Source organism: Mycobacterium sp. NPDC049093 (assembly GCF_040704635.1).
Classification (GTDB): Bacteria; Actinomycetota; Actinomycetes; order Mycobacteriales; family Mycobacteriaceae; genus Mycobacterium.
On record NZ_JBEZJS010000003.1, the window covers coordinates 881811 to 893511 of the forward strand.

9 protein-coding genes and 1 pseudogene are annotated in these 11701 nt (G+C 66.2%); 7 read left to right on the forward strand and 3 right to left on the reverse strand.

The window, feature by feature from the left end:
• Window positions 1-369 (reverse strand): YraN family protein, encoded by a 369-nt coding sequence (locus AB0876_RS14760; protein WP_003881061.1) that lies wholly within the window; start codon window positions 367-369, stop codon window positions 1-3.
• Between the two features lie 376 nt (window positions 370-745).
• Here AB0876_RS14760 and AB0876_RS14765 point away from each other — a divergent pair, with 376 nt between their 5' ends.
• The 5 genes from AB0876_RS14765 to AB0876_RS14785 all read left to right on the forward strand — a co-directional run bounded on the left by AB0876_RS14765 (window position 746) and on the right by AB0876_RS14785 (window position 7472).
• Complete coding sequence (locus tag AB0876_RS14765; RefSeq protein WP_491838666.1) at window positions 746-1096, forward strand: hypothetical protein; 351 nt, start codon at window positions 746-748, stop codon at window positions 1094-1096.
• A gap of 177 nt (window positions 1097-1273) precedes the next feature.
• Window positions 1274-2290, forward strand: a complete 1017-nt coding sequence (locus AB0876_RS14770; protein ID WP_526042277.1) for an iron ABC transporter substrate-binding protein — start codon at window positions 1274-1276, stop codon at window positions 2288-2290.
• The gene (locus tag AB0876_RS14775; RefSeq protein WP_526042278.1) at window positions 2291-3865 is read left to right on the forward strand and encodes an ABC transporter permease; all 1575 of its coding nucleotides are present in this window, start codon (window positions 2291-2293) and stop codon (window positions 3863-3865) included. It begins immediately after the preceding gene.
• Window positions 3862-4920 carry an ABC transporter ATP-binding protein gene (locus AB0876_RS14780; protein ID WP_526042279.1) on the forward strand — a complete coding sequence of 353 codons (1059 nt, stop codon included), beginning with the start codon at window positions 3862-3864 and terminating at the stop codon, window positions 4918-4920. Before AB0876_RS14775 ends, AB0876_RS14780 begins: the two co-directional genes overlap by 4 nt.
• A complete protein-coding gene (locus AB0876_RS14785; RefSeq protein WP_526042280.1) occupies window positions 4917-7472 on the forward strand; it encodes a non-ribosomal peptide synthetase in 2556 nt (851 codons plus the stop codon). The genes AB0876_RS14780 and AB0876_RS14785 overlap by 4 nt, the downstream gene beginning before the upstream one ends.
• Window positions 7473-7512: 40 nt before the next feature.
• Here AB0876_RS14785 and AB0876_RS14790 read toward each other — a convergent pair.
• Both AB0876_RS14790 and AB0876_RS14795 read right to left on the reverse strand, forming a co-directional pair.
• Window positions 7513-8472 (reverse strand): annotated as a pseudogene (locus tag AB0876_RS14790) (ABC transporter substrate-binding protein); the annotation flags it as partial.
• A 109-nt stretch (window positions 8473-8581) separates the two neighbouring features.
• Entirely contained in the window at window positions 8582-9358 is a 777-nt protein-coding gene (locus AB0876_RS14795) for a FadR/GntR family transcriptional regulator (RefSeq protein ID WP_491838661.1), read from the reverse strand.
• A 144-nt stretch (window positions 9359-9502) separates the two neighbouring features.
• On the opposite strand from AB0876_RS14795, the gene AB0876_RS14800 reads away from it, so the two are divergent.
• Window positions 9503-10675, forward strand: coding sequence for an NDMA-dependent alcohol dehydrogenase (locus AB0876_RS14800; protein ID WP_526042281.1), 1173 nt, complete (start codon window positions 9503-9505; stop codon window positions 10673-10675).
• On the forward strand, window positions 10672-11667 hold the full coding sequence (locus AB0876_RS14805) for a hypothetical protein (protein ID WP_526042282.1): 996 nt from the start codon (window positions 10672-10674) through the stop codon (window positions 11665-11667). The genes AB0876_RS14800 and AB0876_RS14805 overlap by 4 nt, the downstream gene beginning before the upstream one ends.
• Window positions 11668-11701: the final 34 nt, after the last annotated feature.

Consider the following 11701-nt stretch of genomic DNA (forward strand, 5'->3'; position numbering starts at 1 on the left):
TCAGCCCACCCCCTTGAGGTGCGTCAGCTCAGGTTCTCGGCGGCGGCCGAGGCGCACGCCGATCACGTCGATGCGCAGTGCGGCGAAGCGAACCTCCTGCTCGGCCAGCCACAGCGCCGCCAGTCGGCGGATCCGGCGCACCTTCTGTGCCGTGACCGCCTCGGCCAGCCCGCCGAAGCCGTCGCCGGTGCGGGTCTTCACCTCGACGAAGACCGCCGTGTTGGTGGCGACGTCCACGGCGATCACATCCAGCTCGCCGTAGCGGCATCGCCAGTTGCGCGTCAGGGTGCGCATGCCCTGTGCCGTCAGATACTCGACGGCCAGCTGTTCACCCAGTGCGCCGATCTCGGCCCGTGTCAGAGAACTCATGCCCACACCGTGCGGACACGGTCCGACAGCATCGGCTCAATTCGGCCGAGTTATCCCCAGCGTGGCTTTCATCCACAGGACTGAGAGATGCAGAACGACGCCAGGTCAGATCTGATCCACCGGCAATGTTGTCGAGATGAGCTCGTGGTAGGCATCGGATACGTCAGCCGAAAGGGCACCGGGATCGTCGCTCAACTTCTTCGTTTTTCAAACACCATGTGTCACGGCGGTTTTCGTTGCCACCGCGCCTGTCATGCGAATGACGTAATTTCTCGCCGAGGCACCCGTCAGCAAACCTCGGGAGCTACTCTCTACTGGTACGGCTACAACTCGGCAACCTACCGCGGTGAGTCGTTCAGTGAACGTAGGTATCACCATGAACGTCACGAAGTTGATCATCGGCGTCGCGACCGTGACGACGGCACTGACTCTCTCGCCGCCTGCGTGGGCCGACCCTGACCCGCACATCCCTGACGGCAACGCAGGGTGGTGCCCGGGCGGCGACTACCGCGAGAAACTCTCTGGCGGCGGCAGATACTGCCTCGGCGAACCGTTCTCAAACGGCGCGTTCTACGCGCAACGTTGGGGTCACAGTCCGAGTCCTTTCGGCCCGGGCTACTGGATGGACGGAGTGTCGTGCAGCGTGATGGTTGACGGAACGGTCCAGGGCGGTATTCCCTACGGCGGCGTCCCAGATTGCAACGGTGGGCCACGGGTTCTGCACTGATCTCGGCGCGCTCGCTCCGCCGCCGAGGTCGCGAATCTCGTCATCGCCGCGGGTGAGGAACCACTGAGCGCCGCGTCCTTCCGCTACGCCACGGTTCCGGCTGTCCAGGGGCTGGCACCCGCCCACCCCGGTAGTGTCCTTAGGTGATGCTCAGCTAACGCCGAAAGGATTCACTTGATGCTCACACGTTGGAGCCGCCGGGTTGCTGTTGTCCTGTCCGCCGTCGCGGTCGCCGCCGGCATGGTCGCGTGCTCCAGTTCGGGGTCCGATGAGCTGCTCATCTACAACGCGCAGCACGAATCCCTGACCAAGGAGTGGATCGACGCCTTCACCAAGGAGACCGGCATCAAGGTCACCTATCGCCAGGGCGGTGACACCGAGCTCGGCAACCAACTGGTGGCCGAGGGCAACGCCTCACCGGCCGACGTCTTCCTCACCGAGAACTCCCCCGCGATGGCCGCCGTCGAGAAAGCCGGGCTGTTCGCCGACGTCGAGCAGCAGACTCTCGACCAGGTCCCGGCCCAGTTCCGGCCGTCGTCGAACAAGTGGACCGGCGTGGCGGCGCGCTCGACCGTCTTCGTCTACAACAAGGCCAAGCTGCCCGCGGATCAGCTGCCGCACTCGATCATGGATCTGCAGCAGCCACAGTGGAAGGGCCGTTGGGGTGCACCACCGGCCAAAGCGGACTTCCAGGCGATCGTCGCGGCCATCCTCGAACTGAAGGGTGAGCCGGCCACCGCGCAGTGGCTGGCCGGGTTGAAGACGAATGCCGTTGTGCTCCAGGACAACATCGCCACGCTGCGGGCCGTCAACGACGGCCAGGTCGCCGGCGGCATCATCTATCACTACTACTGGTTCCGCGATCAGTCCAAGACCAAGGAAATCAGCGGCAACACCGCGCTGCACTACTTCAAGAACGAAGATCCCGGCGCGTTCGTCAGCCTGTCCGGCGGCGGCGTCCTGAAATCCAGCAAGAAGCAGGACCAGGCCCAGCAGTTCCTCCGGTTCATCACCGGCAAGGCCGGCCAGGAGGTACTGCAGAAAGGCACCTCGTTCGAGTATCCGGTCGCCAGTGGGGTCGCTGCCAATCCCGCACTGCCGCCGCTGGACTCGCTGCAGGCGCCCGCGGTCAACCCGTCCAATCTCGATGCCGCCAAGGTCACCGACCTGATGACAAAGGCTGGCTTGTTGTAATTGGTTGCGACAGAGCCGCCTCCGACACCGCCGGTCACCCAACAGCCCACCTCACGTGCCAGGCCGGGACCGGCGCTGAGCACGGCTGTGACGCTGCTGCTGGCCGCCACCTTCATACCGTTGGCCTACGTCGGCTGGTCGGTGATCACCACCGGCCCGAGTCGGGTGATCGAACTGGTGGTCCGACCGCGCGTCGGGGAACTCCTGGTCAACACGGTGGGACTGGTGCTGATCACGGTGCCTGTGTGCGTGGTGCTCGGTGTCGGTGCGGCGTGGCTGGTTGAGCGTACCGACCTCCCGGGGCGGACGTGGTGGCGGCCGGTGTTCGTCGCACCGCTGGCGGTACCCGCGTTCGTCAACAGCTACGCCTGGGTGAGCGTGGTGCCGTCGCTGCACGGATTCTGGGCCGGGGTGCTGATCGCGACGCTGTCGTACTTCCCGTTCGTCTACGTGCCCGCCGCGGCCACCCTGCGCCGTATCGATCCGGCGTTGGAGGAATCGGCCCGGGCGCTTGGATCCGGATCGTCCGGCGTGTTCGTCCGGGTCGTGCTGCCGCAGTTGCGCCTGGCGATCCTCGGCGGTGCCCTGCTGATCGGTGTGCACCTGCTGGCCGAATACGGCGCGTTCGCGATGATCCGCTTCTCGACCTTCACCACCGCGATCTTCGAACAGTTCCAGGCCACGTTCGACGGCGCCGCCGGCGCCACGCTGGCCGCCGTCCTGGTGCTCCTGTGCCTCCTGCTGCTGGTCACCGAGGCCGCCGCCCGCGGTAACGCCCGGTTCGCCCGGGTGGGTTCGGGAGCCCAGCGCACCGCCGCACCGATGCGATTGGGCCGCACGACGCTCCCGGCCATCGTGGGGCTGCTGGCACTGGCCGCACTGGCGTTGGGCGTGCCGCTGTGGACGCTGACGCGATGGACGTGGATCGGTGGCGCGCAGGTGTGGGACGCCGCCGAGATCGGTACCTCGCTGGTCCAGACCGCGACGCTGGCCGCTGCGGCCGCGGCCCTGACCACGGTGCTGGCTTTCCCGTTCGCCTGGGTCGCCGTCCGGTACCGCGGACTACTCGCCCGCTCGATCGAGGGAGCCAATTTCATCACCAGCTCGATGCCCGGCATCGTGACCGCGCTGGCGCTGGTCACCGTCGCCATCCGCTACGCTCCCCCGCTCTATCAGACTGCCGCCCTGGTGATCTGCGCCTATGTTCTGCTGTTCTTGCCACGCGCTCTGGTCAGCCTGCGCTCGGGTCTCGCGCAGGTCCCGCCGTCGGTGGAAGAAGCCTCGCGCTCGTTGGGAGCCTCGCCGGCGCGGACCTTCATCCGCATCACCCTGCGGTTGACCGCCCCAGCCGCGGCTGCCGGCGCCTCGCTGGTATTCGTCGCGGTAGCAACGGAATTGACCGCGACACTGTTGCTGGCACCCACCGGTACCCGCACCCTGGCGATGCGGTTCTGGTCGCTGAGCAGCGAGCTCGACTACGCCGCAGCCGCGCCCTACGCGCTGATGTTGATCGCCCTGTCCATCCCGGTGACCTTGATGTTGTTACGCCAATCGACGAAGGTGGCCGCCCTGTGACCGACGACGTCCTGCAGGTATCCGGACTCCACAAGTCCTTCAACGGCGCCGAGGTGCTGCGCGGTATCGACCTGACCCTGACACCGGGAACCATCACCGCCGTCCTCGGGTCCTCCGGCTGCGGCAAGACGACGTTGCTGCGGGTGATTGCCGGTTTCGAATCCCCTGATGCCGGCACAGTGATCATCGGCGGGCGCCAAATGGCAAGCTCTACAACACTTGTCGCTCCACACCGTCGCGACGTCGGCTACGTAGCACAGGACGGCGCGCTGTTTCCGCACCTGACGGTGGCGCAGAACGTCGCCTACGGATTGCGTGAGCGTGGGGCTGCGGCCCGAGCCAGGGTCATCGACCTGTTGGACACCGTGTCCCTGGATTCCTCGTTCGCACCGCGCCGTCCGCACCAGCTCTCCGGCGGTCAGCAGCAGCGGGTGGCCCTGGCCCGGGCGCTGGCCCGCCGGCCGGTGGTGATGCTGCTCGACGAGCCGTTCAGTGCGCTCGACACCGGATTGCGCGCGGCCACCCGAAAGTCCGTGGCCCGGGCGCTGTCCGACACCGGGGTCACCACCCTCATCGTGACGCACGACCAGGAAGAAGCGCTGTCGATCTCCGACCAGGTCGCGGTGATGCGCGAGGGCAGATTCACCCAGGTCGGCACACCGCAGGAGGTGTACCGGCACCCCGCCGATCGGTTCACCGCCGAATTCCTCGGTGACTGCGTCACCTTGCCGGGGACCGTCACGTCGGGGGTCGCCGACTGCGCGCTGGGTCCGATACCGGTCCAAGCCGGCGCAGCCGCTGGGCCGTGCACGCTGGTGCTGCGGCCCGAGCAGCTTGTCGCCACCGCGATTTCGGATAGCGAGGGCGATGTCGCGGCAGCGGCCGGCGTCGGGACCGTGGTCGCCACCGAATTTCTCGGCCACGACGTACTGCTCACCATCGATCCGGCCGGCGCCGCCGACCCGATCGTCGTGCGCCAGCACAGCCTCCAACCGCCCGCCCGTGACACCAAGGTCCGCATCGACGTACGGGGCAGCGGAACGGCGCTGCCTTGATCGACGTCCTCGAGGCGCTGCGGGCGCACGGCGAGCGGATCGCGGTGGTGACCGAGAACGAACAGGTCACGTACCGGGAGCTGGCCGGCATGGCCTCGGAGGCCGCGGCACAGCTGGGACCCGGCCGTCGCCTCGTGCTGCTGGAGAGCCGTAACGACCTGCGCACTCTCGTGTACTACCTCGGCGCGCTCGCCGGCGGCCACGTGTCCCTGCCGGTTCCGGCGGGCGGCGATCACCGCGCGATCCGCCAGACGTACTCCCCCGATACCGTCGTCGACGCCACGGGCGTCCACCACCAGCGCGCCTACGGCAACCACCAACTGCACGACGATCTGGCGCTGCTGATGTCGACCTCGGGCAGTACCGGGTCACCGAAGCTGGTGCGGTTGTCCTACACCAACCTGATCAGTAACGCCGCCGCCATTGCCGAGTACCTGACGATCGGCGAAACCGACCGGGCCGCAACCACCTTGCCCATGTCGTACTGTTACGGGCTGTCGGTGGTCAACAGCCATCTGCTACGCGGCGCGGGGCTGGTCCTCACCGATCGCTCGGTGGTCGACGACGAGTTCTGGGACCTGTTCACCCGCCACCGGGCCACCACCTTCGCGGGCGTGCCGCATACCTTCGAACTGCTCGACCGCATCGGGTTCGACACCATAAACCTGCCCCACCTGCGGTACGTCACGCAGGCCGGTGGACGGATGGCACCCGATCAGGTGCGCCGCTTCGTGACGCTCGGACAACACCGAGGCTGGCAGCTGTTCGTCATGTACGGCGCCACCGAGGCGACCGCCCGGATGGCCTACCTGCCACCGGAGTTGGCCTTGACCCATCCCGCAGCCATCGGTCGACCGATCCCCGGCGGCAGCCTGTCCATCCGCACCGACGAGGCCTGGCCGGACGGCACGGGTGAGCTGATCTACCGCGGCGCCAATGTGATGCTCGGGTACGCGCACCGGCCCGAGGATCTGGCATCGGGCGCCACCGTAACGGAGTTGCGCACCGGCGACATCGCGCGACGCACTCCCGAGGGCTTGTACGAGATCATCGGCCGCAGTGGCCGATTCGTGAAGCTGTTCGGACTGCGCATCGATCTCGACCGTCTCCAGACCGCCCTCGCCGACCAGGGGGTGACGGCGTTGTGCACCGAAGACGGCGAAACGCTCGCGGTGGCAGCCGTCGACACCGGCGCAACGACCGCCGGCGATGTGCAGCAGTTGACCGCCACCCTGGCCGGCGTCCCGACCGCTGCGGTGCGCTCGGCGCTCGTCCCCGAACTGCCCCGGTTGATCTCGGGCAAACCCGATTACCCCGCGGTGCGCACGTTGGCCGCCGCACCACGCGTGACCGACAGCGCGGATCTGCAGGGCCTGTTCGCCGAGGTTCTGCACCTTCCGGCAGAGTCGATCGACCGCGACGCCAGCTTCATCGACCTCGGCGGTAACTCGCTGTCCTATGTGGCGATGTCGGTACGGCTGGAACGCACCCTGGGCCGGCTGCCGAAGGATTGGCACCGGATGGCGCTGCGGGACCTGGAGCGCCGCTGCACGCCCCGCCGGCGCCGATGGGCAACCGTCGAGACCAGTGTCGCCCTGCGTGCCGCGGCGATCGTCCTCATCGTCGGCTCGCATGCCGAGTTGTTCGCGCTGTGGGGCGGAGCGCATGTGCTGCTCGGGGTGGCCGGATACAACTTCGGCCGGTTCTGCCTGACGCCGGTGCCCCGACGGACACGACTGCGGCATCTACGCAACACGGTCGCCTGGATCGCTGTGCCCTCCATCGTGTGGGTGGCCGTGGCACTCGTCCTCACCGACGACTACCACGCGTCGAACCTGCTGCTGGCCAACAAGTTTCTGGGTCCCCATGACAGCATGACCGCCGGGCGGTTGTGGTTCGTCGAAGTGCTGGTCTGGATTCTGGTGGCGCTGACCGCGGTGTGTGCGCTGCCGGGCGCCGACCGGTTGGAGCGGCGCCGTCCCTTCGCGTTCGCCGCGGCGTTCCTGGCATTGGGGCTGGTACTGCGTTACGACCTGCCCGGTTTCGGCCTGGACCGCGAAGCCTGGTTCACCGTGCTGGCGTTCTGGTTCTTCGCGGCCGGATGGGCGGCGGCCAAGGCCACCGCCGCCTGGCAGCGGGTGATCGTCACCGTCGTATTGGCGGTCGGACTACACGGCTACTTCGGCAACAGCGGCCGAGAAACCCTGGTTCTGGCGGGTTTGACGCTGCTGGTCTGGTTGCCCGCGGTGCGCTGTCCCGCGGTGGTCGCGACCGGCTGCGGTCTGCTCGCCGAGGCCTCGCTGTACACGTACCTGACGCACTACCAGGTCTATCCGTTGTTCGGTGACCACCGGGTGCTCGGTGTGGTGGCCGCCTTGATCGTGTGCGTCGCACTCACCTATGTGGTCAACGCGGCCCGGAAGTATCTGGGATCTGTGGCGACGACGCACGGACGTGGCCCTCGATCGTGGCGTGCAGTACCGAGGCACTCCCGTCCGGAAGTACCCGCCGGGCCACCAGAAACTCGCTACCAACCCAGCCGTGCCGGATGAACTTCCCGAACCTCAGGCGTGTTCCGGGCGCACCGCTCGCGGCCGGCAGCATCTTGATACGTTCCAACGCCTCTTTGACCGCCGCGCCGTTCAACGGTCGCGCGCCGGCGACCGCGGTCATCATCAGTCGGCCGATGTCATAGCAGTACAGCGGGAAGAAGTACGCCGGACGGCGTCCGTGGGCCCGCTCGAATCGATCAAGGAACGCCTGTCCGGTCACATTGCGTTCGTCGTACTGGTCAAGCCCGATCCAGCCCGCGAGTTGCTCACTCCACCACTGTGCCGTGGCAGCGAATTCGAATGCGGTCGTGGTGTAGCGCCTCGGCATCCAGCCGATGCCCTCCAGCGCCGCGTTCATGCCGATCAGGCCCAGGCCGAACCCGACATGCATGATGGCATCGGGCTTGTCGGCGGCCAGCGTGGACATGGCGGCCCGCTTTTCGCTCTCGACCTGTGGAATGGCCACCTCGGCGGTGATCGTCAATCCGGTATCGCGACAGGCCTCCCGCGTGGTTCGCAGGTATTCGCGACCGATGAGGCTGTCCTCGAACGCCAACCCCACGGTGCGGCACCCGTCGAGGGCCGCCACGGTGGCCATGATGATCGGCTCTTCCTCCATCGATCCGGCCGGAAGGCCGAAAACCCACTCCCCCAACATGCTTTCGGAGGCGGCCATCGTGATGATCGGGACTTCCGCGAGTTCCTCGACATACCGACGCAATGCGACGCCGTTCTCCGAAACCCACGGCCCGAAGATCACCAGTGCATCCTGGTCGACGAGTTCGCGGAACGCATCACGCACTGCCCGAAACGATCCGTTCGGCAGACCCTGAACCGCGCGAACGACGAATTCGACTGGCCGTTCGAGGATTCCACTCTGCAGATATTCGTCGGCGACGAGTTGCAGCGCCGGAACAATGTTCTCGTCGTACCCGCCGTTCCCGTCCAGATAGTCGATGAGCAATCCGATGCGTGCCGGGGACACGTCGGCCATGGGCATCTCTCCAGAAACATCTGACAATTCGACGCATTGAAGTTAACGCACCAACGCTGATCGAGTCTAGAAAAACCTTTATAGGTTTGCGGTCGAGACAACGCGTTTGCCGGCGTCAACGATGGCTGGTCGCCTCGACCGTCGAACTGCCGTGATCGCCGAGCAGCGTCCCCCGCAGGCGCGCCATCTGTGCCGCACAGTGCGCTTGCGCACCATCACCGTCGCCGGCCGCGATCAGGTCCACGAGCTGCTCGAACTCCCGTATAGTGCGGCGTCGCGACGCGATGGGCTCGTTCTGGCTCCGCGTCAGCACATCGGCCACCGCCGCGCGCACGATGACCTCGTTGATCATCTCGCAGATCAGGATGAGCGTCTGATTGCCGGCCAACTGCACCATGTCACTGTGGAATCCGACCATGGCGGTGGTGCATGCCACCGGGTCCTGCACAGTCCGTTTCATCTCGAGCACGAAACCGCGCAGTTGCTGGGCCGCTCGTTCACGCCCGCGTGACATGGCCACCATCCGGGCTGCGGCAGGCTCGATCACGGCGCTGGCCTCGAAAACGTCGGCCAGCGAAACACTGCGGGACTGCAGCACCAGAGCGGCTGCGCGGGCCGTCATCCGTTGATCGGGCCGATGCACGACGACACCGCCGAGTACGCCTCGCACCACCGAGATCAGGCCCTCGGCCTCCAGGATGCGCAACGCCTCGCGCAACGACGGCCGGGACACCTCGAAGCGGTCCAGCAACTCGGCCTCGGTTCCCAGCAGGTCACCCTCGTCGAGTCTGCCGGCGATGATCAAACCGCGCAGTTCGTCGGCGATCTGCTTGGGCTTGCCTGGCGCAGAACTGCCCGCGGTAGCGCCTTTGCCCACGGTCTCTTTGGCCACGTCTCTTCCTACCACCCAACCGATGTGTGCGCCGCGTCCCAGCCTGCCCGCACCCTTTACAGAAGATACCTCTAGAGGTTTAAATGTGGATCTGGACACCGTTATGGACTCGATCTATCCGCTCCGAGCCGCGAGAGGTATCCGATGAAATCCCAAGCCGCTGTACTACACGGGGTCGGCCAGGACTGGCAGATCGAAACCATCGAGCTCGACCCGCCGCGGGCAGGCGAGGTGCTCGTGAAGATGAGCGTCGCCGGTATCTGTCATTCCGACGATCATTTCGCCACCGGCGACAGCGTCCCCGACGACAATCTGAGCGCCCTCATCGAAGCATCCGGAATGCCGAGGCCCGAATGGTTTCCGCTGCTCGGCGGCCACGAGGGCGCCGGCGTGGTCGAGGAGGTCGGTGCCGGGGTGACGTCGCTCAAGCCCGGCGACCATGTGGCCGTCTCGTTCATCCCGTCATGCGGGGATTGTCGGTTCTGCGCCACGGGCGCGAGCTATCTGTGCGACGTCGGTGCACAGGTTTTCAACAAGAACATGATCACCGACGGCACCTCGCGGAGACACCTCGGCAATCAGGATCTGATGGCGCTGATGCAGGTCGGCACCTTCTCCGAGTATGTGGTGGCCTCAGAGCGTTCGTTCATCAAGGTCCACGACTGGCTCCCGCTGGATGCCGCCTCACTGGTGTCCTGCGGTGTCACAACAGGATTCGGATCGGGAAGCGTGTGCGCGGGGACGAAGCCGGGCGATACCGTGGTGGTGATCGGCACCGGCGGTGTCGGGATGAACGCCGTGCAAGGCGCCCGAGTAGCCGGCGCCAAGCATGTCATCGCCGTCGACCCTGTCGATTTCAAACGCGCGGCGGCACCGTCGTTCGGCGCCACCCATGTGCTGGGCGACGCCGCCGAAGCGCTGGCACTGGTCAAGGAGCTCACCTGGGGGGTGATGGCCGACGCAGTGGTCCTGACCGTCGGCGTGCTGTCGACCGACCTGATCCCGCTGGCTTTGATGTTGACCCGCAAGGGTGGAACCTGTGTGGTGACCGCGATGACCCCGTTGGCGCAGATGTCCGTGCCGCTGATCCTGTCCGACCTGGTCAATTCGTGCAAGACGCTCAAGGGCTCGCTCTACGGGGAGATGAACGCCCGCGCCAGCATGCCGATGCTGCTGTCGATGTACGAGGCCGGCACGCTCAAACTCGACGAGCTCATCACCCGGCGTTATCGGCTTGACGAAATCAACACGGCGATAAAGCATCTCCGTGAGGGCAGCAATATCCGTGGCGTGATCGACTTCGGTTTGGGGGCATGACAGTGGACAGTTTCGAGTTCACCGTCGCGACACATCCACCCACACTCGACCACTATCGCCGGGACTGGCTCCCGGGGCCGGACGTCGGGCTGGCCGGCATGTGGATCGGGGCGGTGGTCACCGACGAAGCGGGACAGACCTATTGGGGACTGCGCGGGGCCGATGACTTCCTCACCGGAATGACGCATGTGGTGTCACCGATCACCGGCTTCAAGAAGCTGCCGGCGTCGTTCGATCCCGACCCGCCCCACCTGTTCGCGGAGTACTCGACCATCGACTGGTTCGAGCCGATGACCTACGCCGACACCGGCGCCTCGGTCACGCTGACCTATCCCAGCGGGCGCATCGAGCGCGACGCTGAGGGGTTCCACTGGCACGATGCGAGCGGACGCTGGGAAATGCACGGTACCAACGTCACCGACGTGTTCACCGTCCACGTTCCGGTTCAGCAGGGTGTCACTGAGCAGGTGTACTACCGGCACGAATTGATGGCCGCCACCGGGACCATCGAGGGCGTATCCGTCTCGGGCTACCTGCACCAGGACTATGCCTACGGCCCGTCAGGACGGGTGTACCCGGAGCTCCCCATCGCGCGGCACCTGCAGGGAATGTGGGTGTCGTGGATGCACGAGTATCCGGACGGGAAGTGGGGCGGCGGCTGTTTCTGGCAGGGGCGCGCCGGCGTCGCCTTCGGACCCGGCTATCAGGTCGTCGACGGAAAGACCACCGCGTATGACGACATCACCGCAACGCCGACGTTCGACGACGCCGGCAAGCTGACCAGGCTGGTCACCAATATCGGGTCGGACACATACACATTCACGTTCGACACGTCGGGCAGCTACATCCACTACTTCGGCCGCCTCACCGCCACGGACTCGGGCAAGCTACCATCGCGCAGCTGGTGCTGGGTCGAATACGCCGGTGCGCTGCTCACCCCTGAAATCCTCGACATGGTGATGACACCCTTCAACCTCGCACGCGGGCGCTGAGGCCGGACAACTGTTCGGAACCGAAGCCGAAAGA

Coding starts and splice junctions, on each gene's coding strand:
- AB0876_RS14760 (WP_003881061.1), bottom strand. CDS start 369: ATGAGTTCTCTGACACGGGCCGAGATCGGCGCACTGGGTGAACAGCTG.
- AB0876_RS14765 (WP_491838666.1), top strand. CDS start 746: ATGAACGTCACGAAGTTGATCATCGGCGTCGCGACCGTGACGACGGCA.
- AB0876_RS14770 (WP_526042277.1), top strand. CDS start 1,274: ATGCTCACACGTTGGAGCCGCCGGGTTGCTGTTGTCCTGTCCGCCGTC.
- AB0876_RS14800 (WP_526042281.1), top strand. CDS start 9,503: ATGAAATCCCAAGCCGCTGTACTACACGGGGTCGGCCAGGACTGGCAG.
- AB0876_RS14805 (WP_526042282.1), top strand. CDS start 10,672: ATGACAGTGGACAGTTTCGAGTTCACCGTCGCGACACATCCACCCACA.